Source organism: Pseudomonas sp. FSL W5-0299 (assembly GCF_005930655.1).
GTDB lineage: Bacteria > Pseudomonadota > Gammaproteobacteria > Pseudomonadales > Pseudomonadaceae > Aquipseudomonas > Aquipseudomonas mandelii.
Genome location: NZ_RXHX01000002.1, coordinates 275536 through 299131 on the forward strand (window position 1 = coordinate 275536; position 23596 = coordinate 299131).

The 23596-nt window shown below is 60.4% G+C and carries 19 protein-coding genes; 11 read left to right on the forward strand and 8 right to left on the reverse strand.

All coding sequences use genetic code 11. The features are described from left to right. Window positions 1-49: 49 nt before the first annotated feature. From phaC to FHL16_RS05065, 7 genes are all read right to left on the reverse strand, one after another. Window positions 50-1729 carry a class II poly(R)-hydroxyalkanoic acid synthase gene (phaC, locus tag FHL16_RS05035; protein ID WP_010464456.1) on the reverse strand — a complete coding sequence of 560 codons (1680 nt, stop codon included), beginning with the start codon at window positions 1727-1729 and terminating at the stop codon, window positions 50-52. Window positions 1730-1985: 256 nt separating this feature from the next. Then, window positions 1986-2363, reverse strand: coding sequence for a gamma-butyrobetaine hydroxylase-like domain-containing protein (locus tag FHL16_RS05040; RefSeq protein WP_077747611.1), 378 nt, complete (start codon window positions 2361-2363; stop codon window positions 1986-1988). 127 nt (window positions 2364-2490) lie between these two features. Next, window positions 2491-3828 carry an ATP-dependent protease ATPase subunit HslU gene (gene hslU, locus FHL16_RS05045; RefSeq protein ID WP_010464452.1) on the reverse strand — a complete coding sequence of 446 codons (1338 nt, stop codon included), beginning with the start codon at window positions 3826-3828 and terminating at the stop codon, window positions 2491-2493. 55 nt (window positions 3829-3883) lie between these two features. Continuing rightward, the gene (gene hslV / locus FHL16_RS05050) at window positions 3884-4414 is read right to left on the reverse strand and encodes an ATP-dependent protease subunit HslV (RefSeq protein ID WP_007899242.1); all 531 of its coding nucleotides are present in this window, start codon (window positions 4412-4414) and stop codon (window positions 3884-3886) included. A 232-nt stretch (window positions 4415-4646) separates the two neighbouring features. Further along, complete coding sequence (locus FHL16_RS05055) at window positions 4647-5354, reverse strand: SPOR domain-containing protein (protein WP_010464446.1); 708 nt, start codon at window positions 5352-5354, stop codon at window positions 4647-4649. A gap of 1 nt (window position 5355) precedes the next feature. Continuing rightward, window positions 5356-7092 (reverse strand): arginine--tRNA ligase, encoded by a 1737-nt coding sequence (gene argS, locus FHL16_RS05060; RefSeq protein ID WP_010464443.1) that lies wholly within the window; start codon window positions 7090-7092, stop codon window positions 5356-5358. A gap of 236 nt (window positions 7093-7328) precedes the next feature. Next, complete coding sequence (locus FHL16_RS05065) at window positions 7329-9548, reverse strand: primosomal protein N' (protein ID WP_010464441.1); 2220 nt, start codon at window positions 9546-9548, stop codon at window positions 7329-7331. A 288-nt stretch (window positions 9549-9836) separates the two neighbouring features. Here FHL16_RS05065 and rpmE point away from each other — a divergent pair, with 288 nt between their 5' ends. The 3 genes from rpmE (at window position 9837) to FHL16_RS05080 (ending at window position 12333) form a co-directional block, all read left to right on the forward strand. Further along, complete coding sequence (rpmE, locus tag FHL16_RS05070) at window positions 9837-10067, forward strand: 50S ribosomal protein L31 (RefSeq protein WP_077747612.1); 231 nt, start codon at window positions 9837-9839, stop codon at window positions 10065-10067. Window positions 10068-10081: 14 nt separating this feature from the next. Continuing rightward, window positions 10082-10885 carry a thermonuclease family protein gene (locus FHL16_RS05075; protein ID WP_077747613.1) on the forward strand — a complete coding sequence of 268 codons (804 nt, stop codon included), beginning with the start codon at window positions 10082-10084 and terminating at the stop codon, window positions 10883-10885. 179 nt (window positions 10886-11064) lie between these two features. Next, window positions 11065-12333: a malic enzyme-like NAD(P)-binding protein gene (locus tag FHL16_RS05080; RefSeq protein WP_010464435.1), complete on the forward strand. Its 1269-nt coding sequence runs from the start codon at window positions 11065-11067 to the stop codon at window positions 12331-12333. Window positions 12334-12588: 255 nt separating this feature from the next. Here the strand turns inward: FHL16_RS05080 and FHL16_RS05085 are convergent, their stop codons facing one another. Then, on the reverse strand, window positions 12589-15033 hold the full coding sequence (locus tag FHL16_RS05085) for a penicillin-binding protein 1A (RefSeq protein WP_370693249.1): 2445 nt from the start codon (window positions 15031-15033) through the stop codon (window positions 12589-12591). Between the two features lie 217 nt (window positions 15034-15250). On the opposite strand from FHL16_RS05085, the gene FHL16_RS05090 reads away from it, so the two are divergent. From FHL16_RS05090 to FHL16_RS05125, 8 genes are all read left to right on the forward strand, one after another. After that, window positions 15251-16315, forward strand: coding sequence for a pilus assembly protein PilM (locus tag FHL16_RS05090; protein ID WP_010464432.1), 1065 nt, complete (start codon window positions 15251-15253; stop codon window positions 16313-16315). Next, the gene (locus FHL16_RS05095; RefSeq protein WP_010464430.1) at window positions 16315-16881 is read left to right on the forward strand and encodes a PilN domain-containing protein; all 567 of its coding nucleotides are present in this window, start codon (window positions 16315-16317) and stop codon (window positions 16879-16881) included. Before FHL16_RS05090 ends, FHL16_RS05095 begins: the two co-directional genes overlap by 1 nt. Next, the gene (pilO, locus tag FHL16_RS05100; RefSeq protein WP_010464427.1) at window positions 16878-17501 is read left to right on the forward strand and encodes a type 4a pilus biogenesis protein PilO; all 624 of its coding nucleotides are present in this window, start codon (window positions 16878-16880) and stop codon (window positions 17499-17501) included. Before FHL16_RS05095 ends, pilO begins: the two co-directional genes overlap by 4 nt. Then, window positions 17498-18025: a pilus assembly protein PilP gene (locus FHL16_RS05105; protein WP_010464425.1), complete on the forward strand. Its 528-nt coding sequence runs from the start codon at window positions 17498-17500 to the stop codon at window positions 18023-18025. Before pilO ends, FHL16_RS05105 begins: the two co-directional genes overlap by 4 nt. 13 nt (window positions 18026-18038) lie before the next feature. Beyond that, complete coding sequence (pilQ, locus tag FHL16_RS05110; protein ID WP_042932443.1) at window positions 18039-20120, forward strand: type IV pilus secretin PilQ; 2082 nt, start codon at window positions 18039-18041, stop codon at window positions 20118-20120. Window positions 20121-20124: 4 nt separating this feature from the next. Then, on the forward strand, window positions 20125-20643 hold the full coding sequence (gene aroK / locus FHL16_RS05115; protein WP_010464421.1) for a shikimate kinase AroK: 519 nt from the start codon (window positions 20125-20127) through the stop codon (window positions 20641-20643). Between the two features lie 151 nt (window positions 20644-20794). After that, the gene (gene aroB, locus FHL16_RS05120) at window positions 20795-21895 is read left to right on the forward strand and encodes a 3-dehydroquinate synthase (RefSeq protein ID WP_077747614.1); all 1101 of its coding nucleotides are present in this window, start codon (window positions 20795-20797) and stop codon (window positions 21893-21895) included. A gap of 10 nt (window positions 21896-21905) precedes the next feature. Continuing rightward, window positions 21906-23504, forward strand: a complete 1599-nt coding sequence (locus tag FHL16_RS05125) for an SPOR domain-containing protein (protein WP_077747615.1) — start codon at window positions 21906-21908, stop codon at window positions 23502-23504. Window positions 23505-23596: the final 92 nt, after the last annotated feature.

Here is a 23596-nt window from a genome sequence, read left to right on the forward strand (position 1 = left end):
GCTTTCGCGAGCAAGCTTCGCTCCTGCAGAGGGGCGCGGGGTGTGTCAGTTACCGCTCATGCACATAAGTGCCGGGTGCTGCTTCGCCCGCTGGATAGGCCTTGTTCCCCAGGCTCGCCGGGGATTTCTTCAGCTTGCCCGAACGCTCGGCCTGCCAGGCCTGCCAATGCAGCCACCAGGAGTCAGTGTGCTTGGTGGAGTTCTCTTGCCAGTCTTCGGCTTTGACCGGCATTTCGGTGCTGGTCATGTAGCGCGATTTCGGATTGCCCGGCGGGTTTAGAATGCTCTGGATATGCCCGCTGCTGGACAGCACGAACTCGACCTTGCCGCCAAACAACTGCGCCGACTTGTAGCAGGACTTCCACGGCGTGATGTGGTCGTTGGTGCCGGCCAGGGAAAAGATGTCGGCCGTGACCTGCTTCAGGTCGATCGGCGTGCCGCACACTTCCAGTGCATCAGGACGGATCAGCGGGTTGTTTTTGAACATTTCGATCAGGTCGCCGTGGAATGCGGCGGGTAACCGGGTGGTGTCGTTGTTCCAGAACAGGATGTCGAATACCGGCGGCTCGTTGCCCAGCAGGTAGTTGTTGACCCAGTAGTTCCAGATCAGATCGTTGGGGCGCATCCAGGCGAAGACTTTCGCCATGTCGCGGCCTTCCAGCACACCGGCCTGATAGGAATGGCGCTTGGCGGCTTCGAGGGTCTGCTCGTCGACGAACAAGGCCACGTCGCTGTCCAGGGTCGTATCCAGCACGCTGACCAGCAGGGTGAGGGCGTTGACCTTCTTCTCGCCGATCGCGGCGTAGTGGCCCAGCAGCGCGGTGCAGGTGATGCCACCGGAGCAGGCGCCCAGCATGTTCACGTCTTTGCTGCCGGTGATCGCAGTAACCACGTCGACCGCTTCCTTGAGCGCTTCGATGTAGGTCGACAGACCCCACTCGCGCTGCTCCTTGGTCGGGTTGCGCCAGCTGACGATGAACGTCTGCACGTTGTTGCGCAGGCAGAAGCGCGCCAGGCTCTTGTCCGGGCTCAGGTCGAATACGTAGAACTTGTTGATCTGCGGCGGCACCACCAGCAGCGGACGCTCGTGCACCTGCTCGGTGATCGGGCGGTACTGGATCAATTCCAGCACGTCATTGCGGAACACCACCGCGCCTTCGGTCACGCCCAGGCTCTTGCCGACTTCGAACGCGCCCATGTTGACCTGGCTCGGCATGCCGCCGTTGTGTACCAGATCCTTGGCCAGGTGCGAGAGGCCGTCGAGCAGGCTTTTGCCGCCGGTTTCGAAGAAACGTTTGACCGCCGCCGGGTTGGCCGCACTGTTGGTCGGGGCCATGGCTTCGGTCATGAGGTTGATCACGAAATGCCCGCGACTGACGTCTTTGGGCGGCAGGTTGCTGTCGTCAATCCAGTCGTGGAGTTCCTTGCGCCACGCAAGGTAAGTTTGCAGATAACGTTTATAGAGCGGGTTCTGGCTCCAGGCCGGATCGGCGAAGCGACGGTCATCGCTGGTAGGTTGAAGTTCTGATTTGCCGAACAACACGTTCTTCAATTCAAGGCCGAAATGGGCGACATGCTTGGCACTGTGAATCGGTTGTTTGATGGCCTGCCTGAGCACCATTCGAGCAGAAGCCAGTAGATCCTTTCCACGCAGCCCAACGACAGGATTCAGCCCCAAGGTGTTTTCCGAGGCTTGATACTTCAAGTCATCGTTATTCTTGTTACTCATCTACGACGCTCCATTGTCCTGAGACGAGTACCTGGGCCCAGCTGTCATCACACAGCCAATGCCAGGTACTTCTGCTCGGGTGACCGTTAATTCTGCATCGCTGCTTTTTACGGCAGAGAGCACTGCAGGGAACTTGCCAGCTCCATTGGTTACCCGAGTTTAATTTTTTTCGCAAGCGGGCCAATCATTGACCCAGGAGCGGAGCATTCAAACAGATGGAATTAGAAAATGCCCTCTAAAGAGCAAGAGGGCTGACCTAGAGCATCAGCTTGACGATGGATTCGTTCGGATCGCGGGTTTTTCCGGCGGCTTTGAGTTCGGCAAGATAATCGTTCCAGAGATCCTCTTGGCGCACGCCCAGCTGGTACAGATATTCCCAGGTGAACAGGCCGCTGTCGTGTCCGTCGTCGAAGGTCAATTTCAGTGCGTACTGACCGGCCGGTTCTACCTTGGCCAGGCCTACGCCGATCTTGCCAAATTGCAGGATAGGTTTGCCGTGGCCCTGGACCTCGGCGGAAGGAGAGTGCACGCGAAGGAACTCGGCGGGCAGGTGATATTCCTCGCCGGACGCGTATTTCAGCGACAGGGTTTTCGAGGCTTTGTGCAGTTTGATGTCGGTGGGGAGTTGGGTCATGGCCTGCGTTCCGTTATGGATGGAACCCTGTAGGAGCGAAGCTTGCTCGCGAAAGCGTCAGGTCAGTCGACATTACGTTGATTGAATGACCGCTTTCGCGAGCAAGCTTCGCTCCTACAAGTATGGTTTACAGGATATAACGGGACAGGTCTTCGTTCTGCGCCAATTCGCCGAGGTGACTGTTGACGTAATCGGCGTCGATCAGGATCGCCTTGTCGTCATGGGCGCTGGCCAGGTCGCCGGCGCTGAACGACACTTCTTCGAGCAAGCGTTCGAGCAAGGTGTGCAGGCGACGGGCACCGATGTTCTCGGTCTTCTCGTTGACCTGCCAGGCGATCTCGGCAATACGCTTGATGCCGTCCGGCTGGAACTCGATGACCAGGCCTTCGGTTTTCAGCAGGGCGCAATACTGCTCGGTGAGCGACGCATGCGGCTCGCTGAGGATGCGCTCGAAATCTTCCGGCGTCAGCGCCTTCAGCTCGACACGAATCGGCAGGCGACCTTGCAGCTCCGGCACCAGGTCACTTGGCTTGCTCAGGTGGAACGCACCGGAAGCGATGAACAGGATGTGGTCGGTCTTGACCATGCCCAGCTTGGTGTTGACGGTGCAGCCTTCGATCAGTGGCAGCAAGTCACGCTGTACGCCTTCACGGGATACGTCGACGCCACCGGAGTTGCCGCGCTTGGCGACTTTGTCGATTTCATCGATGAATACGATGCCGTGCTGCTCGACCGCTTCCAGCGCCTTGGCCTTCAACTCTTCATCGTTGACCAGGCGGCTGGCTTCCTCGTCACGCACCAGTTTCAGCGCTTCCTTGACCTTGATCTTGCGGTTTTTCTTTTTGCCCTTGCCCATGTTGGCGAACAGGCTCTGCAACTGGTTGGTCATTTCTTCCATGCCCGGTGGCGCGGAGATGTCGACGCCGGCCATTTCGGCGACTTCGATTTCGATCTCCTTGTCATCCAGCTGACCTTCGCGCAGGCGCTTGCGAAACAGCTGGCGGGTGTTGGAGTCGGCTGACGGGGCGTCGTCATTGTTAAAGCCCATGCGTGCCGGTGGCAGCAGGGCGTCGAGGATGCGTTCCTCGGCGGCGTCTTCGGCGCGGTGGCGAACCTTGGTCATTTCCTGTTCGCGCAGCAGCTTGATCGCCGCGTCGGCCAGGTCACGAATGATCGATTCGACATCGCGACCGACGTAGCCGACTTCGGTGAACTTGGTCGCTTCGACTTTGATGAACGGCGCGTTGGCGAGTTTGGCCAGGCGACGGGCGATCTCGGTTTTACCGACACCGGTCGGGCCGATCATCAGGATGTTCTTTGGCGTTACTTCAACGCGCAGCTCTTCGGGCAGCTGCATCCGGCGCCAGCGGTTACGCAGCGCGATGGCGACGGCGCGCTTGGCATCGTCCTGGCCGATGATGTGGCGATTGAGTTCGTGGACGATTTCACGGGGAGTCATGGACATAGTAATTGGCGGTCCTCAAGCAAAAGTGAGCCGTGGCACTAAGGCCGGAACAGGCTTACTCGGCGAGGTCCTGCTCCTCAATGGTGAAGGTGTGGTTGGTGAATACGCAAATGTCGCCGGCGATACCGAGTGCGGTTTCGACGATTTCCCGGGCCGACAGATCGGTTTTCTTCAGCAGCGCGCTGGCGGCGGCCTGGGCGTAACCGCCACCGGAACCCATGGCGATCAGGCCTTCTTCGGGTTCGACCACGTCGCCGTTGCCGGTGATGATCAGTGAAGCGTCTTTGTTCGCGACGGCGAGCATGGCTTCGAGGCGGCTGAGGGAGCGGTCAGTGCGCCATTCTTTGGCGAGTTCGACAGCGGCGCGAACCAGGTGGCCCTGATGTTTCTCAAGCTGGCCTTCAAAACGCTCGAAGAGGGTGAAGGCGTCAGCGGTGGCCCCGGCAAAACCGGCGATGACCTGGCCGTGGTACAGGCGACGAACTTTCTTCGCGTTGCCTTTCATCACGGTATTACCGAGAGAAACCTGGCCGTCGCCGCCCATGACGACTTTGCCGTGGCGGCGAACTGAAACGATGGTGGTCAAGGGAGAGTCTCCACGCAGCGGGGCGAAAATGCCTTATGCCAACTCATATGGGGGTGGCGATGCGTTTTTCAACTGCGGGGCGGGAGAGGGGACGAGCGGTGTTGCGCGGGGAAGGGTGTGTTGGCTGTACTGGCGCCTTCGCGGGCACGCCTCGCTCCTACAGGGAATCACGCAATCCTTGTAGGAGCGAGGCTTGCCCGCGAAGAACGATAACGCGGTGCCCCTGACGAAATCAGCGGTTCTGGCGTTGTTGTAACAACAGGTTGCTGAAGCCGGCGCCGGACAGTTGTTTCTGCGCCGTGGTCAGCTGTTCGCGATTGCTGAACGGCCCGACCAGCACTCGATACCAGGTTTCGTCTTTGACTGTGCCGGATTCAACCGCCACCGCCTGGCCCAGCAGGATGATCTGCGCCCGAACCTTGTCCGCGTCAGCTTCCTTGCGGAACGAACCGGCCTGGAGGAAGAACTTGGTCACCGGGGCCGCTTTGGACACCGGTGGCGCTGGCGGCGGCGTGATCCCTGCCAGTGCCGCCTGGGCTCGCGCAGTATCAATCTTCGCTGCTTGCTCTGGCGTGACCGGCGTGGTCGGAATTGCCGGCACTTGTGGCGTCGGCAGGGTTTTCTCCGGCACGGCATCCGGCGGCACGATCACTTCCGATTCCGGCAGCAGGGTGTAGAAGTCGTACTTTGGCTTCACCGGTTGCGTCGGGCTCGGCGGGGTCTTGTTGGCCTCGGCGATCTTGGTGGCTTTCTGCTGTTCGATCTTCTCGCGCTTGACGCTCTCGCTGCCCTTGCCCGGTTCCAGTTTCATCAGGAACACAATGAACGCGCCGACCGTCAGGCCGATGGCCATCCACAGCCAACCCGGGATCGGTTGCTTTGCAGGAGCTTGGTAACGGCTGGCGCCACGCTTGGGTGCAGGTTTTTTCTTGGCAGCCAACTTACATACGCTCCAGAGTTTCCAGACCCAAGAGTTCCAGGCCTTGCTTGAGAGTGCGGCCGGTCAGCGCGGCGAGGCGCAGACGGCTTTGCATTTGCGCCGGGGTGTCGGCGCTGAGGATCGGGCAGTTCTCGTAGAAGCTGGAGAACAGGCCGGCGACATCGTACAGGTAGGTGCACAGAATGTGTGGCGTGCCTTTTTCGCACACGTTGTTCAGCACTTCGCCAAATTGCGCGAGCTTGGCTGCCAACTCGTGTTCGTGTGCTGCTTCGAGGACGATCTGGCCTTCGACTTCACTGAAGTCCTTGCCGAGTTTGCGGAATACACCGGCCACGCGGGTGTAGGCGTACAGCAGGTACGGAGCAGTGTTGCCTTCGAAGTTGAGCATCAGGTCGAAGTTGAAGCTGTAGTCGCTGGTACGATGCTTGGACAGGTCAGCGTATTTCACGGCGCCAATGCCCACGACCCTGGCGATGTTGCGCAATTCGTTTTCGGCCAGCTCCGGGTTCTTGTCTTTCACCAGGGTGTAGGCGCGCTCCTGGGCTTCGGTCAGCAGGTCGATCAGCTTCACGGTGCCGCCATCACGGGTCTTGAACGGACGGCCATCGGCGCCGTTCATGGTGCCGAAGCCCATGTGTTCCATTTCCATCGGGTGCGTCACGAAGCCGGCCTTGCGGGCGACTGCGAACACTTGCTGGAAGTGCAGCGCCTGGCGCTGATCGACGAAGTACAGCGCGCGGTCAGCCTTGAGTTTGCCGCTGCGATAACGCACGGCTGCCAGGTCAGTGGTGGCGTAGAGGTAGCCGCCATCGGCCTTGACGATGATCACCGGCAGCGGGTCGCCGTCGGCGTTCTTGAATTCGTCGAGGAACACGCACTGGGCGCCATTGCTTTCGACCAGCATGCCGGCGGCCTTGAGGTCGTTGACCACGTTGATCAGGTCGTCGTTATAGGCGCTTTCGCCCATCACGTCGGCCATGGTCAGTTTGACGTTCAGCAGTTCGTAGATTTTCTGGCAGTGCGACAGCGAGATGTCCTTGAACTTGGTCCACAGGGCCAGGCAGTCCGGGTCGCCGGCTTGCAGCTTGACCACCAGACCACGGGCGCGATCGGCAAACTCTTCGGATTCGTCGAAGCGTTGCTTGGCGGCGCGGTAGAAGTTTTCCAGGTCGGACAGTTCATCGCTGGTGATCGGGTTTTCTTGCAGGTAAGCCATCAGCATGCCGAACTGGGTGCCCCAGTCGCCGACGTGGTTCTGACGGATGACGTCGTCGCCGAGGAACTCCAGAACGCGTGCCACGCCGTCGCCGATGATGGTCGAACGCAAGTGACCGACGTGCATCTCTTTGGCCAGGTTCGGGGCCGACAGGTCGACCACAGTGCGCTGCACCGGGCCAGCTTTGCGCACGCCGATGTGGTCGTCGGCGAGGGCGGCATCCAGGCGAGTGGCCAGGGCATCAGTGTTCTGGAAGAAATTCAGGAAGCCCGGGCCGGCGATTTCGGTCTTGGTGACGTTTTCATCAGCCGGCAGCGCAGCGATGATTTTCTCAGCCAGGTCACGCGGCTTCATGCCGGCCGGTTTGGCCAGCATCATCGCGATGTTGCTGGCGAAGTCGCCGTTCTTCTTGTCACGGGAGTTTTCCACCTGGATCGCCGGCGACAGGCCTTCAGGCAACACACCTTCGTTGACGAGTTGGGTGATGGCTTGTTGGATCAGCTGGCGAATGGTGTCTTTCATGGTGTTCTCTTTCGACCGCAAGCGCGGCGGCGCTTCGATGCGCTAGTGGAAAAACTGGGCATTATCCGTTGCGAAGACGGGCTTGCCAACTATAGCGGGCAGGTTATGGATATGTGGTGACAAATCGGGCCTCTTCGCGGGCCAGCCTCGCTCCTACAGATTTGTGTCGTTCACAATATTGGCAAACGACTCTCCCCCTGTAGGAGCGAGCCTTGCCCACGAAGGCAATTGACCAATCAATACAAATCGACGGGATCCACATCCAGCGACCAACGCACCGCCCGGCCGCTCGGCATCTGCTCCAGCGCCAGCAACCAGCTACTCAGCAGCCGATGCAACGGCGCCCGGGCCGTGGCTTGCAACAACAACTGCGCACGATAACGCCCGGCCCGGCGTTCCATCGGAGCCGGCACCGGGCCGAGCAGCTCAATACCGGTCAGATTCTGCTCAGCCAGCAAGCGCTCGGCCTCGCTACACGCCTCATCGAGAAAACCTTCGGCCTGTCCCGGTTTATGCGCTTCAGCCCGCAGCAACGCCAAATGCGCAAACGGCGGCAATCCTGCCGAGCGGCGTTCGCTCAAGGCCTGTTCGGCAAAGGCGAAATAGCCTTGTTCGGTCAATTGCACCAGCAGAGGATGATCGGCCAGGTGCGTCTGGATAATCACCTTGCCCGGCTCTTCGGCCCGCCCGGCCCGACCTGCCACCTGAACGATCAACTGTGCCATGCGCTCGCTGGCGCGGAAGTCGCCAGAGAACAATCCACCGTCGGCATCGAGAATCGACACCAGCGTTACCCGTGGAAAGTGGTGCCCTTTGGCGAGCATTTGCGTGCCCACCAGAATGCACGGCTGGCCTTTCTGGATGGTGGCGAATAACTGATTCATCGCGTCCTTGCGCGACGTACTGTCGCGGTCGACCCGCAGCACCGGGACGTCCGGGAACAGAATCGCCAGGCGCTCTTCTGCGCGTTCGGTGCCGGCACCCACCGGCCGTAAATCGACCTTGCCGCACTTCGGGCAATGCCGCGGCACGCGTTCCACGTAGCCGCAATGGTGGCAGCGCAATTCGCCGGAGCGCTGGTGCACGGTCATCCGCGCATCGCAGCGCTGGCACTCGGACATCCAGCCGCAGTCATGACACAGCAGCGTCGGCGCAAAGCCGCGACGATTGAGAAACACAAGGACTTGCTGGCCAGCCGCCAGCGTCTGGCCGATGGCTTGCTGCATCGGCCCTGAAATACCGCTATCCAGCGGACGGCTTTTTACATCGAGACGCAGGAATCGCGGTTGTTTGGCGCCGCCAGCACGCTCGTTCAGGCGTAGGAGCCCATACCGACCGGTGTAGGCGTTGTGCAGGCTTTCCAGTGAAGGCGTGGCGGAGCCGAGGACAATCGGGATGTTTTCCTGCCGCGCGCGCACCAAAGCCAGATCGCGGGCGTGATAGCGCAGGCCTTCCTGCTGTTTATAGGAGCCGTCGTGCTCTTCGTCGATGATGATCAGGCCGGGATTTTTCATCGGCGTGAACAGCGCCGAGCGGGTGCCGATAATGATGTCGGCGTCACCGTCCCGGGCCGCGAGCCAGGCCTCGAGGCGCTCCCGATCATTGACTGCCGAGTGAATCAGGGCGATGCGCGCATTGAAACGCTGCTCGAAGCGCGCCAGGGTTTGCGGGCCGAGGTTGATCTCCGGGATCAGCACCAGCGCCTGCTTGCCGGCTTCGAGCGTTTCGCGGATCAGCTGCAGATAGACTTCGGTCTTGCCGCTGCCGGTAACGCCGGCCAGCAGGAACGCATGATAACTGTCGAACCCGGCGCGAATCGCTTCATACGCGGCACGCTGCTCAGGGTTGAGCGGCAATTCCGGTTGCGCCAGCCAATGTTCGTGGCGGGCGCCGGGAGCGTGCTTGCGGATTTCCACCTGCACCAGATCCTTGGCCAGCAGCAGATCCAGGCTGTCCTTGCTCAGCATCAGTTTGCTCAACAACTGATGGGCCACGCCGTGAGGGTGCTGGGCCAACGTGGCCAGGGCTTCGCGCTGGCGCGGGGCACGGGCGATACGCGGATCATCCAGGCTGGCACCGGGCGCGGCGGACCAGAAGCGTTCCTGGCGCGCCTCGGCCAATTCGCCCTGGCGCAGCAACACCGGAAGCGCCCAGCTCAAGGTGTCACCGAGGCTGTGCTGGTAATACTGCGAGGTCCACAGGCACAGCTTGAACAGTGCTGGCGGTAGCGGCGGGGTGGCGTCGAGCAGGGCCAGCGCCGGTTTGAGCTTTTCCACCGGGACTTCGCTGGTGTCGGTGACCTCCACCAGAATCCCGATCATCTCCCGCCGGCCAAACGGCACCCGCAGGCGCATGCCCGGTTGCAACTGGGCGCGCAGGATCCCGGCCGGGGCACGGTAATCGAACAGGCGGCGCAGCGGCGAAGGCAGGGCGAGGCGCAAAATGGCGTCGGGCACGCGGGGATCTCGATAAACGGGCAGTAAAAGAAGTCGGACGCATACTAATTGTGGGAGTGGGCTTGCTCGCGTATGCGTTGGGTCAGACACCTCATCGCTGGCTGGCAGGCCGTATTCGCGAGCAAGCCCGCTCCCACAAGGGGCACATATCAGGCGGGGAGCCTAGCAGACGGTCGGTAGAAGCGACAGCTTGCGCGATTGGCATTGTCTGGTAGAATCCGCGGCCTAATTACGTGCGGTATTCAACAATAGTGTTGAGTGGCGGCACGCTAGCTCGAGGAAGACACCATGAAAGCCGATATCCATCCAGATTATCCAGTCATTGCTGTTACTTGCAGCTGTGGCAACAAGTTCGAAACCCGTTCGACCTTCGGCAAAGCTCTGCCGATCGACGTTTGCAACGAATGCCACCCGTTCTACACCGGTAAGCAGAAGACTCTGGATACTGGCGGCCGTGTACAGCGCTTCGCAGACCGTTTCGGCGCTTTCGGCAAGAAAGCTCCTGCTGCTGCAGAGTAAGCTTGAAAAGCCCCATGGGCTTTACCTTGCTAACGAAAAAGGCGTCCCTCGCGGGCGCCTTTTTTGTGTCCGCGATTTGGCTGTCCGGCGCCCAGGCCTTCTGCCCGGTGCCGAGCGGGCTTACACCCGTCGCGGTGCAGCGTGTGGTGGATGGCGACACTTTGCGCCTGAGCGATGGCCGCAGTGTGCGCATGATCGGCTTGAATACGCCTGAGCTGGGCAAGCAGGGCCGTTCCGACGAGCCGTTCGCCGTGGTCGCGCGCAAACGCCTGGAAGCGCTGGTGGCGGCCAGCGACGGGCGCGTGGGTTTGCTGCCCGGCAAAGAAAGCAAAGATCATTACGGTCGCACGCTGGCCCATGTTTATGGCGCCAATGGCGCCAACCTCGAAGCGCAGATGCTCGCCGAGGGCCTTGGTTTTCAAGTGGCGGTCGCGCCGAATGTCGATTTGGTCAGCTGTCAGCAAGCCGCCGAACTCAGCGCCCGTCAGGCCGGCCTTGGCCTGTGGCGGCAATCCCCTGTACTGAAAGCGGAGCAGATCAACGCCTCCGGTTTTGCCGTGCTCAGTGGTCGTGTGAGCAAGGTTCAGCGCAATCGCGGCGGAGTTTGGATTGAGTTGCAGGACGCGGTTGTATTGCGCGTTGCACCCAATTTGCTCGGGCAGTTCGATGTTGCATCGCTTGAGCGGCTGAAGGGCAAGCAGATTGAGGCGCGTGGCTGGGTCGTGGATCGATCGCGTCGGGGCGGCTTGAAATCCGGGCAGGCACGCTGGCTTCTGCCGCTGACCGATCCGGCGATGCTGCAAGCGGCGCCCCGATAAAAAATTGTAGACATTTTTTATAGCGATTGTGAACAGTCTATCCCTTGTGTTCCGCGGCTCTTGGCCCAAAGTCGTAGGGCAGGGCGCTTGACAGGGGTGACCGGTCAGTCTTGTGGGGACTTTGCGACACGCGTATCCTCGGCGGTCCGTCTGTCCAACAGTAAAAGCGGAATGCCCACATGTCTGATTTGAAAACTGCCGCTCTCGAATATCATGCCCATCCTCGTCCAGGGAAGCTGAGTGTCGAGCTCACCAAGGCCACCGCTACCGCCCGCGACCTGTCGCTGGCCTACAGCCCCGGCGTAGCCGAACCAGTACGCGAAATCGCCCGCGATCCTGAACTGGCCTACAAATACACCGGCAAAGGCAACCTGGTTGCAGTCATTTCCGATGGCACCGCGATTCTCGGCCTGGGTAACCTCGGCCCATTGGCTTCCAAGCCAGTCATGGAAGGTAAGGGCGTGTTGTTCAAGCGCTTCGCCGGCATCGACGTTTTCGACATCGAAGTCGACTCCGAAAGCCCGCAAGCCTTCATCGACACCGTCAAGCGTATCTCCATCACCTTCGGCGGCATCAACCTGGAAGACATCAAGGCACCTGAGTGCTTTGAGATCGAGCGCGCTCTGATCGAGCAGTGCGACATTCCAGTGTTCCACGATGACCAGCACGGCACCGCAATCGTTACCGCGGCCGGCATGATCAACGCCCTGGAAATCGCTGGCAAAACCCTCGCTGACGCCAAGATCGTCTGCCTGGGCGCCGGTGCGGCCGCCATCTCCTGCATGAAATTGCTGGTGAGCATGGGCGCCAACATCGAAAACATCTTCATGGTTGACCGTACCGGTGTGATCCACTCCGGCCGTGACGACCTGAACCAGTACAAGGCTGTCTTCGCTCACGCGACCGACAAGCGCACCCTGGCTGACGCCCTGACCGGTGCTGACGTGTTCGTTGGCCTGTCCGGCCCGAACCTGCTGAGCGCTGAAGGCCTGAAGTCCATGGCGGCCAACCCGATCGTGTTCGCCTGCTCGAACCCGGATCCGGAAATCGCCCCGGAACTGGCGCACGCCACCCGTGACGACGTGATCATGGCGACCGGCCGTTCGGACTACCCGAACCAGGTCAACAACGTATTGGGCTTCCCGTTCATCTTCCGCGGTGCCCTGGACGTTCGCGCCAAGCGCATCAACGAAGAAATGAAAGTGGCAGCGGCCAACGCCCTGCGCGAACTGGCCAAGCTGCCGGTTCCTCAGGAAGTGTGCGACGCCTACGGCGGCATCAAGCTGGAATTCGGTCGTGAGTACATCATTCCGAAGCCAATGGATGCCCGCCTGATCACCGTGATCTCCGATGCCGTGGCCAAGGCCGCCATCGAGACCGGCGTAGCGACCCTGCCGTATCCGAAGAACTACCCGCTGAAAAGCGTGGATGACGTGTTCAACGGCTAAGCCGTTGTAGCGCTTCAACCGAAAGCCCCGGCTCATTTGAGTCGGGGCTTTTTTTTGTCTGTGGTTTTTGTGGTGTCTGTAAGGATCTCTTTGCGGGCAAGCCTCGCTCCTACAGGGGCAAGCGCTGGGAACTTTCCATGTCCGTAGGAGCGAGGTTTGCCCGCGGAGAGGCCCTCAAGGACAAAGCAAAACCTGCAGGCCATAAAAAGCCCCGCTCTTCTTGAGAAGGCGGGGCTTTTGCGTTGCGCTACGCGATCAGAACAGATCGATTGGCGCTGCTTCGTCCGCTGGCAGCGGGCTGCCCGGCGCATTGCCGTTACCCAGTTCATTCACCGACGGAGGCGTGTCCTCGGCCTTGAACAGCTCGAAGTACGCGCCAGGCGTGCCTGGGCTGGCCGCACGGCCGCTGACGGGGTCAACCCGCAAACTGAGAATGCCTTCCGGCTCTGGTTGAGTGTGAGGCGGCTTGTCCTTGAGCGCGGCCGCCATGTAGTTCATCCAGATCGGCAGCGCGACGGTGCCACCGAACTCGCGCTTGCCCAGGCTTTCAGGCTGATCGAACCCGGTCCAGACGGTGGTTACGTAATCGGCGTTGTAGCCGGAGAACCAGGCGTCCTTGGATTCGTTGGTGGTACCGGTCTTGCCCGCAATGTCACTGCGACCCAAGGCCAGTGCGCGGCGGCCGGTGCCGAGTTTGATCACGTCCTCAAGCATGCTGTTGAGGATGTAAGTGGTGCGACCGTCGACGATGCGTTCGGCCACGGCCGGCGTTTGCGGCGCAGTGCCGGGTGCGGCTGGAGCTTCCCCTGGAGTCGCATTGACCGTGAATGCCTGGGCGTCGGTCGGTGCGGCGATGCCGTTGGTCACTGCGGCGCCCTGAGGAACGCTCGGCGGGTTGGCGACGAACAGCGTGTCGCCATTGCGGCTTTCGATCTTGTCGATGATGTACGGGCTGATTTTGTAGCCACCGTTGGCGAAGGTGCTCCAGCCGGTGGCGATTTCCATTGGCGTCAGGGTCGCGGTGCCCAGGGCCAGGGACAGGTTGCGCGGCAGGTCCTGCTTGTTGAAGCCGAACTTGCTGATGTAGTCGATGGTGCGATCGATGCCCAGCGCCTGCACCAGACGGATCGACACCAGGTTGCGCGACTTGTACAGCCCTTCGCGCAGGCGGATCGGGCCGAGGAAGGTGTTGGTGTCGTTCTTCGGGCGCCAGACCTTGTCCAGGTATTCATCGACGAACACGATCGGCGCATCGTTCACCAGGCTGGCGGCGGTGTAGCCATTATCCAGCGCGGCGCTGTACACGAAGGGCTTGAAGCTCGAACCCGGCTGACGCTTGGCCTGCATGGCGCGGTTGTAGTTGCTCTGCTCAAAGGCGAAACCACCGACCAGCGAGCGAATGGCGCCGTTCTGCGGATCAAGTGACACCAGCGCGCCTTGCGCTTGCGGGATCTGGCTGAACTTCAGCGAATTGTCCGGTTGGCGCTGCACGCGAATCAGGTCACCGACCTGAGCCACGTCCGAGGGCTGCTTCGGATTGGCGCCCATGCTGTTGGTGTTCAGGAACGGACGCGCCCATTTCATGCTGTCCCAGCCGACGTGTTCTTCGCCGGTGCGGGTCAATACTTGCAGGCCAGTCTTGTCGACCTGAGTGACGATGGCGGGCTCGAGGCTGCTGATGGTCCGCTGTTTGGTCAGTTCGGTGGCCCAGGCCTCGCGAGTCTTGCCCGGCAGGCGCGACTCGGGACCGCGATAGCCGTGACGCTGATCGTAGGTCATCAAGCCTTCGTGCAGCGCGGTGTTGGCCATTTCCTGGAGATTGCTCGGCACCGTCGTGGTCACGCGAAAACCTTCGGTGTACGCATCGCTGCCATAGCGGCCGACCATTTCGGCACGGGCCATTTCAGCAATGTACGGCGCGTTCACTTCCGGCGTCGGCACGTGGTAGCTGGCGTTCAGCGGTTCGTTGATCGCAGTGGTGTAGTCGGCTTCGGTGATTTTGCCGAGCTTGTACATGCGCCCCAGGATCCAGTCGCGACGTTCCTTGCTGCGGGCCGGATTGGCCAGCGGGTTGAAGCGCGAAGGGGCTTTTGGCAGGCCGGCGATCATCGCCATCTGCGCCAGGCTGACATCACGAATCGATTTGCCGTAGTAAACCTGCGCGGCGGCTTCGATGCCATAGGCGCGGTTACCCAGGTAGATCTTGTTGACGTACAGCTCCAGGATTTCGTCCTTGGTCAGCTGCCGTTCGATCTGCAGGGCCAGGAGGATTTCGGTGGTTTTGCGCGAGAAGCTGCGTTCGCTGGTCAGGAAGAAGTTCTTCGCCACCTGCATGGTGATGGTGCTGCCGCCGGACTGGATGTGTCCGCTTTTTACCAACTGGGTTGCAGCGCGCATCAAGCTGCTGGGATCGACGCCGTAGTGGTTGGCGAAATTATCGTCTTCAGCACTTAGTAACGCATTGATGAAATTGGGGGGAATGTCGGCGAAACGGATTGGTGTGCGGCGCATCTCGCCAAATTCTGCGATCAACTTGTTGTCGCTGCTGTATACCCGCAATGGAATCTGCAACTGGATGCTTCGCAGAGCCTCCACAGATGGCAATCCCGGACTAAGGTAAAGAAACGCGCCGCTCAGACCAAGGAGCAGTCCGCAGAAAACGGCGACGATGGACCAACCGAAAAATTTCAGCAGACGAATCAAGGCTTTGGGATATCCAGGGCAAAGAATGAATTGGGCAACAGGGTTCAGATAACAGGGAACGACCCGCGCTTGCAGTAAAAACCGGAAAAAATCGCTGGGCATTATAAGCATTTTTCCGTCGAGGGCGTCATTTGCGCTGCTGTCAAGACGGGTGGTTTGAACGCAATGGGTATTACAGAGTCCGTAAGACACGGATAGTCATAGGGAATTGGTAGTGCTAGGACTCTTCAATAAAAAAGCCAATACGCTTCTGGGCATCGACATCAGCTCCACGTCGGTGAAGTTGCTTGAGCTAAGTCGCCAGGGTGAGCGTTATCGGGTCGAGGCCTATGCGGTCGAGCCCTTGCCTACCAACGCAGTGGTCGAAAAAAATATCGCCGAGCTCGAAGGCGTGGGCCAGGCACTCGCGCGCGTGCTGCTCAAGGCCAAAACCAACCTCAGGAATGTCGCCGTGGCCGTCGCCGGTTCGGCAGTCATCACCAAAACCATCGAGATGGACGCAGGTCTTTCCGATGACGAGATGGAAAACCAGCTGAAGATCGAGGCCGATCAGTACATCCCCTATCCATTGGATGAAGTCGCCATCGACTTCGAAGTCCAGGGCGTGTCGGTGCGTAACCCCGAACGGGTCAATGTGCTGCTGGCGGCCTGTCGCAAGGAAAACGTGGAGGTGCGTGAAGCTGCCCTGGCGCTGGCCGGCCTGACCGCGCGAGTGGTGGATGTCGAGGCCTATGCGCTGGAGCGGTCGTTCTCCTTGCTGGCGGGGCAACTGGCGGTCTCTCAGGAGGGGCTGACCGTGGCGGTGGTCGACATCGGCGCGACCATGACCACCCTGAGCGTGCTGTACAACGGGCGGATCATCTACACCCGGGAACAATTGTTCGGTGGTCGTCAGCTCACGGAGGAAATCCAGCGTCGTTATGGCCTGACCGTCGAACAGGCGGGGCTGGCGAAGAAGCAGGGCGGGTTGCCGGATGACTACGTCAGCGAAGTCTTGCAACCGTTTCGCGATGCGCTGGTGCAGCAGGTTTTCCGGTCGTTGCAGTTCTTCTTCGCATCCGGTCAGTACAACGCGGTCGATCACATCCTGCTGGCTGGCGGTACCGCGTCGGTCCCGGGGCTTGACCGCCTGATCGAGCAGCGGTTGGGCACGCCAACCCAGGTGGCCAATCCGTTCTCCGACATGGCATTGAGCAGCAAGGTCAACGCCGGGGCCCTGGCAAGCGATGCGCCAGCACTGATGATCGCTTGCGGGCTCGCCCTCAGGAGTTTCGACTGATGGCACGGATCAATCTTTTACCCTGGCGCGAGGAGCTGCGTGAAGAGCGCCGCAAGCGCTTTTTGCTGGCGCTGGTCGGCGTATTGGTGTGCTCGGTGGGCGCGATTTTTATCGCGGACCAGGTCATCAGCAGCGCCATTGACCGACAAGTGGCCCGTAACGAATACATCGGCAAACAGATTGCCGTGGTCGATGAGCGCATCAAGCAGATCAGCGACCTGAAGTCCCGTCGCCAGCAGCTCGTCGAGCGCATGCGCATCATCCAGGACCTGCAAGGTAACCGTCCGATCAGTGGGCGGATTTTCGACCAGTTGGCGCGTACCCTGCCTGACGGGGTGTATTTCACCGAAGTGAAAATGGCCGGAAAAACCCTGTCCATTACCGGTGCGGCGGAATCGAACAATCGTGTTTCGGACCTGATGCGCAATCTGGATGCGTCCGATTGGTTCGATGCGCCGAGTCTCACGGAAGTCAAAGCCACCACCGCCGGTCAGCTGGATCAGGCCAACGTCTTTCAGTTGACCGTCCGTCAGACTCAGCCCGCCGTTGTGGAGGCTGGCAAATGAGCCCCTCGGAATGGTTCGAAAGCCTGCGCAAGATCGACATCAACGATCTGGACACCAACAACATGGGGTCCTGGCCGCCAGCGATCAAGGCCCTGGCGGGCGTCTTGCTCATGGTTCTGGTGTTGACCCTCGGCTACACCTTTTACATCAGCGATCAGGAAGATCACCTCGGACTCAAGCGTGAAGAGGAGTCGACCCTCAAGGAGCAATTCGCGAACAAGGCGCACATGGCGGCAAACCTGGAGCTGTATACCCAGCAAATGAAAGAGATGGAGAACTCTTTTGGCGTGTTGCTGCGGCAATTGCCCAGCGATACCGAGGTGCCCGGGCTGCTGGAGGACATCACCCGCACCGGCCTCGGTAGCGGGCTGGAGTTCGAAGAGATCAAGCTGTTGCCGGAGGTTGCCCAGCAGTTCTACATCGAACTGCCGATCCAGATCACCGTGACGGGTGCCTATCACGACCTGGCGACGTTCGTCAGTGGCGTGGCCGGGTTGCCGCGGATCGTTACGCTGCATGATTTCGACCTTGCGCCGGCCGACCCCGAGGGCGGTCCGAAACTACGCATGAGCATCCTTGCCAAGACCTATCGCTACAACGACAAGGGGTTGCAGAAATGAACCCGATTCGTTGCGTGTCGATGGTTGTGTTGCTCGCCGGCCTGGCCGGTTGCGGCAACGGCAATGACGTTGGCGACCTCGACGCCTTCATGAATGAAGTCCGTCTGCGGCCGCCGGGCAAGATTGAACCAACGCCGACATTCCGGTCTTACCCAACGTTCACCTATAACGCTGCCAACCTGCGCAGCCCGTTTTCTCGGCAGGTCAGGGTCGATCTGGCGGGGCAGAAGCGCGGCTCGCGCAACGTCAAACCCGACCCCAACCGGGCCAGGCAATACCTCGAAGGTTTCAACATCGAGCAGTTTGAAATGGTCGGCACGATCTCCAATGCAACCGGCTCCTTTGCGCTGTTGCGCGGGGCAGGCGGGGTGCATCGGCTGAAAGTCGGCGATTACCTGGGGCGTAACGATGGACGGATCGTCGCCATCAGCGGCTCGCAAGTCGATGTGGTCGAAATCGTTCCCGACGGCGAAGGCGCCTGGCTGGAACGGCCACGAACCATCCCTTTGAAAGAGCACTCATAGTGGAACTCGAATAATGAACAGGATTTTCTCAACCCTCGGTATCTCGCTATGGATAGCGTTGCTGTCGCCGATGGTACAAGCGGCCAACCTCAAAGCGCTGGATGTTGCTGCGCTGCCGGGTGATCGTGTCGAGTTGAAGTTGTCTTTCGATGGCCCGCCCCCACAACCTCACGGTTATACGACCGAGTCGCCGGCACGAATCGCGCTGGATCTGCCCGGGGTGGTCAATCAGCTTTCGAGCAAGAGTCGTGAGCTGGGTGGTGGCAATGCCCGTAGCGCGACGGTGGTGGAAGCCAAGGACCGGACGCGGCTAATCATCAATCTGACCCAGTTGACCCCGTACAGCGCCCGTGTCGACGGCAACAACCTGATTGTGGTGGTCGGGCAAGGCGCCAATAACAAAACGCCTCGGCCGACTACCCGCGCGCCTCGCGCCGCGACTGCAATGCCCGCCCCGACGAAAGCCTATGCGCCCGTGGGCAAAGCCATTCGCGGTGTGGATTTCCAGCGCGGTACGCAGGGTGAAGGCAATGTAGTGATTGATCTGTCGGATCCGTCCATCGCCCCGGACATCCAGGAGCGCGACGGAAAGATCATCCTGGGATTCGCCAAAACCCAATTGCCAGAACCGTTGCGCGTGCGCCTGGACGTCAAGGATTTCGCCACCCCGGTGCAGTTCGTCAATGCCAGCGCCACGGGGGATCGGGCCACGATCAGTATCGAGCCTAGTGGAGCCTTCGATTATTCGACCTACCAGACCGACAACAAGCTGACGGTCAGCATTCGGCCAATGACCGTCGACGACCTGCAAAAGCGCAACGCCGAACGTTTTGCCTATACCGGTGAAAAACTCTCGCTGAATTTCCAGGACATCGATGTGCGTTCGGTGCTGCAACTGATCGCTGATTTCACCAACCTCAATCTGGTGGCCAGCGACACGGTGCAGGGCGGCATCACCTTGCGTTTGCAGAACGTGCCGTGGGACCAGGCGCTGGACCTGGTGCTGAAAACCAAAGGCCTGGACAAGCGCAAGATCGGTAACGTCCTGCTGGTGGCGCCGGCCGATGAAATCGCCGCGCGTGAACGTCAGGAACTGGAATCGCAGAAGCAGATTTCCGAGCTCGCGCCTTTGCGTCGCGAATTGCTGCAGGTCAACTACGCCAAGGCCGCCGACATCGCCAAGCTGTTCACGTCGGTGACCAGTGCCGAAGCGAAAATCGACGAGCGGGGTTCGATCACGGTTGATGAACGGACCAACAACATCATTGCCTACCAGACCCAGGACCGACTCGACGAACTTCGTCGCATCGTCGCGCAACTAGATATCCCGGTGCGTCAGGTGATGATCGAGGCTCGAATCGTCGAAGCCAACGTCGACTACGACAAAAGCCTCGGCGTGCGCTGGGGCGGTTCGGTGCAGAACAAGGGCAACTGGAACACATCCGGCGTCAGCAATGGCTCGTCGACCACTATTGGTACTCCGGGCAGCACCAGCACCAACTCGCCGTTTGTCGACCTGGGCGCTGCGGGCAACACCTCGGGGATCGGCATCGCCTTCATCACCGATAACGTGTTGCTGGACCTGGAGCTGACCGCAATGGAGAAGACCGGTAACGGCGAAATCGTCTCACAACCCAAGGTGGTCACGTCCGACAAGGAGACCGCGAAAATTCTCAAGGGCACCGAGATTCCCTATCAGGAAGCCAGTTCCAGCGGTGCCACGTCGGTGTCGTTCAAGGAAGCGTCGCTGTCCCTTGAGGTCACGCCGCAGATCACCCCGGACAACCGGATCATCATGGAGGTCAAGGTGACCAAGGATGAGCCGGACTACCTGAACAAGGTCCAGGATGTACCCCCGATCAAGAAAAACGAGGTCAATGCCAAGGTCCTGGTCAATGATGGCGAGACCATCGTGATTGGTGGGGTTTTCTCAAATACTCAGAGCAAGGTTGTAGATAAGGTGCCATTTCTCGGTGATGTGCCGTATCTTGGCCGCCTTTTCCGGCGTGATGTGGTTTCGGAGAAAAAATCCGAGCTGCTGGTATTTCTCACTCCGCGTATCATGAATAACCAGGCGATTGCTGTGAGTCATTGATTCTGTGCGAAATTTGATTCTTGTTGGACCGATGGGGGCTGGAAAAAGCACCATCGGCCGGTTGCTGGCCAAAGAGCTGCGCCTGCCGTTCAAAGATTCCGATAAGGAAATTGAATTGCGCACGGGCGCCAATATCCCGTGGATTTTCGATAAAGAAGGCGAACCGGGCTTTCGTGACCGCGAGCAGGCGATGATTGCCGAGCTGTGCGGCTGCGACGGCGTGGTGTTGGCGACCGGTGGTGGCGCGGTGATGCGCGAAGCCAATCGTCGGGCGTTGCACGCCGGCGGTCGGGTGGTCTATCTGCATGCCTCTGTCGAGCAGCAGGTCGGCCGCACGTCCCGCGATCGCAATCGCCCCTTGTTGCGCACCGCTGATCCGGCCAAGACCCTGCGGGATCTGCTGGCGATCCGCGACCCGCTGTATCGGGAAATCGCTGACCTGGTGGTTGAAACCGATGAGCGGCCGCCGCGAATGGTCGTGCTCGATATTCTCGAACGCTTGCAGCAACTACCTCCCCGTTAAAGCGAGGCGCGAAATGCGCTATCCTCGGCGTCCTGTCACGACTGCTCATGGTTGTGGCGGATGGCTACCGAACGGCGTCACACCAGCAGACGCCGTGGACATTCGTTAATTCAAGGCAGGACGCCTGATTCCATCTTCACTGTGGGGACACATGCAGACACTCAAGGTCGATCTAGGCGAGCGCAGCTACCCGATTCATATTGGCGAAGGTTTGTTGGATCAGCCGGAACTGCTGGTACCGCACATCCGCGGACGGCAAGTGGCGATCATCTCAAACGAGACCGTTGCGCCGCTCTATCTCGAACGTCTGACCCGCAGCCTCGCGCAGTTCTCGGTGATTTCCGTGGTGCTGCCCGACGGCGAAGCCTTCAAGACCTGGGAAACCCTGCAACTGATTTTCGACGGCCTGCTGACTGCACGCCACGACCGCCGTACCACGGTGATCGCCCTCGGTGGCGGTGTGATTGGTGACATGGCCGGTTTCGCGGCTGCCTGCTATCAGCGCGGTGTCGATTTCATCCAGGTCCCGACCACGTTGCTGTCGCAAGTCGACTCCTCGGTGGGCGGCAAGACCGGGATCAACCATCCGCTGGGCAAGAACATGGTCGGCGCGTTTTATCAGCCGAACGTCGTGCTGATCGATACCGCGACCCTAAACACCCTGCCGGCCCGCGAACTCTCAGCGGGGCTGGCGGAAGTCATCAAGTACGGGCTGATCTGCGACGAGCCATTCCTGACCTGGCTCGAAGAAAACGTCGATCGCCTGCGCGCCCTGGACCAGGTCGCCCTGACGTATGCCATCGAGCGTTCCTGCGCCGCCAAGGCTGAAGTGGTCGGTGCCGACGAGAAGGAAACCGGTGTTCGTGCCACGTTGAACCTGGGCCACACCTTCGGCCACGCTATCGAAACCCATATGGGCTATGGTGTCTGGCTTCATGGTGAAGCCGTCGCTGCTGGCACCGTAATGGCTTTGGAAATGTCCGCGCGATTGGGCTGGATCAGCGAGCAAGAACGCGATCGCGGCATTCGCCTGTTTCAGCGTGCCGGCCTGCCGGTCATCCCGCCTGAAGAGATGACTGAAGCCGATTTTCTAGAACACATGGCAATTGACAAGAAAGTGATCGACGGTCGTTTACGCCTGGTGCTGCTGCGCCACATGGGCGAAGCGGTGGTGACCGACGATTATCCGAAAGAAGTTTTACAGGCCACGCTGGGAGCGGATTACCGCGCCCTGGCTCAGCTTAAAGGTTAATAAGATCCCGATGACTAGTTTGCATGCCGACGAGGCTTTCCTCGGCCATTACCAGTTGAGTCATGACCCTTTTGCTCCACGGGTGCCTGGCTTCAAATTCTTCCCGGCCCAGCGCAAACCGGTGCTGGGGCAGCTGCATCATCTGGCGCGCTATAGCCAGTTGCTGCTGGTGGTCACCGGCCCGCAGGGCAGCGGCAAGACCCTGTTGCGCCAGGCCCTGGTGGCCAGCACCAACAAGCAATCGGTGCAAAGCGTGGTGGTTTCCGCCCGTGGCGCTGGCGATGCGGCCGGCGTGCTGCATCAGGTGGCACAGGCGCTGAATGTTGCCCAGGCGGAGGTCAATGCGATTCTTTCGCAGGTCGTGCAACTGGCGCTGACCGGGCAGGAAGTCTATTTGCTGGTCGATGACGCCGAGCAGCTCGACGAATCCGCGCTGGAGGCCTTGCTGGCCCTGGCCGCCGGTGCGCCGGAAGGTCGTCCGCATGTGTTTCTGTTCGGTGAGTCGTCGCTGATTGCGCAACTGGACGCGCTGAGCCTCGAGGAAGAACGCTTCCACGTCATTGAGCTGCAGCCTTACACCGAAGAAGAAACCCGCGAATACCTGGACCAGCGGCTCGAAGGCGCCGGCCGGGGTATCGAACTTTTTACCGCAGATCAGATCTCTGATATTCACGAAAGCTCCGACGGCTGGCCTGGCAACATCAACCAGGTTGCCCGCGATGCAATGATCGAAGCCATGATTGCCAGCCGCTCAGCGGTCAAGCGTCCAAGTATGGGGTTCAACATGCCGAAGAAACACGTATTGGCGATTTCCGCCGTCGTCGTGGTCGCGGTAGCCGCCGCCTGGTTGATGCCGGGCCGCAGCAAAGCACCGACCACCGGCGCGCCGGCCAACGAACAGGCGCAACTGCCGCTCGGCCAGGGCACGCCACAACCTAATAGCGGCGGGGCACCTTCCGTCGAATTCGCCGGCAATTCGCAGCCGATGCCATTGCCGCTGGTCGGCAACTCGCAACCGGTCATGCGCGGTCCGCTGGCCGAAGCCGCCGGTGGCATCACCGAAGGCGACGACGGTGTGCCGGTCGAAGGTTCCAGCGCTACACCGCCAACCGTGACCACCACTGCGCCGCCGGCGGGCATCCAGCCTGGCCCTGCGCCGACGCCTGCCGCCAAACCGGTGCCTGCGCCGACTCAGGTTGCGACCGCCAAGCCAGTCCCGACTGCGCCAGCCGTGAAGCCGGCCCCAGCCCCAGCCAAGCCAGCCGCCGTGGCCACCGCCAAGCCTGTCGAGAAGCCAGCCGCCGCTCCTGCGAAAGGCGCTGGTGGCACCTGGTACGCCGGGCAGCCTACCAGCAACTACGTGGTGCAGATCCTCGGCACCAGCTCCGAAGCGACTGCGCAAAACTTCGTGAAAGAGCAGGGCGGCGAGTACCGTTACTTCAAGAAAGTCCTCAACGGCAAGCCGCTTTACGTCATCACCTACGGTAACTTCGCCAACCGCGATGCAGCCCTGACCGCCATCAAGGCCTTGCCAGCGAAGGTTCAGGCTGGTAAACCTTGGCCTCGCACTGTCGCCAGCGTCCAACAGGAACTGGCAACAACTCGCTGAAGATTCGGCGGCCTTACCCAGGCCGCCTCTCCAAGCACCTCAAAATTTCTACAAGTGCATGCCGCCTCTACAGGCCGCGTGCCTTGTGGTGT

What these genes read in the sequence shown, in the direction of transcription:
- FHL16_RS05080 (WP_010464435.1), top strand. Translation starts at nt 11,065, where the DNA reads ATGTCTGATTTGAAAACTGCCGCTCTCGAATATCATGCCCATCCTCGT.
- FHL16_RS05040 (WP_077747611.1), bottom strand. Translation starts at nt 2,363, where the DNA reads ATGACCCAACTCCCCACCGACATCAAACTGCACAAAGCCTCGAAAACC.
- rpmE (WP_077747612.1), top strand. Translation starts at nt 9,837, where the DNA reads ATGAAAGCCGATATCCATCCAGATTATCCAGTCATTGCTGTTACTTGC.
- aroB (WP_077747614.1), top strand. Translation starts at nt 20,795, where the DNA reads ATGCAGACACTCAAGGTCGATCTAGGCGAGCGCAGCTACCCGATTCAT.
- phaC (WP_010464456.1), bottom strand. Translation starts at nt 1,729, where the DNA reads ATGAGTAACAAGAATAACGATGACTTGAAGTATCAAGCCTCGGAAAAC.
- FHL16_RS05075 (WP_077747613.1), top strand. Translation starts at nt 10,082, where the DNA reads ATGGGCTTTACCTTGCTAACGAAAAAGGCGTCCCTCGCGGGCGCCTTT.
- FHL16_RS05095 (WP_010464430.1), top strand. Translation starts at nt 16,315, where the DNA reads ATGGCACGGATCAATCTTTTACCCTGGCGCGAGGAGCTGCGTGAAGAG.
- pilO (WP_010464427.1), top strand. Translation starts at nt 16,878, where the DNA reads ATGAGCCCCTCGGAATGGTTCGAAAGCCTGCGCAAGATCGACATCAAC.
- FHL16_RS05105 (WP_010464425.1), top strand. Translation starts at nt 17,498, where the DNA reads ATGAACCCGATTCGTTGCGTGTCGATGGTTGTGTTGCTCGCCGGCCTG.
- FHL16_RS05125 (WP_077747615.1), top strand. Translation starts at nt 21,906, where the DNA reads ATGACTAGTTTGCATGCCGACGAGGCTTTCCTCGGCCATTACCAGTTG.
- hslU (WP_010464452.1), bottom strand. Translation starts at nt 3,828, where the DNA reads ATGTCCATGACTCCCCGTGAAATCGTCCACGAACTCAATCGCCACATC.
- argS (WP_010464443.1), bottom strand. Translation starts at nt 7,092, where the DNA reads ATGAAAGACACCATTCGCCAGCTGATCCAACAAGCCATCACCCAACTC.
- pilQ (WP_042932443.1), top strand. Translation starts at nt 18,039, where the DNA reads ATGAACAGGATTTTCTCAACCCTCGGTATCTCGCTATGGATAGCGTTG.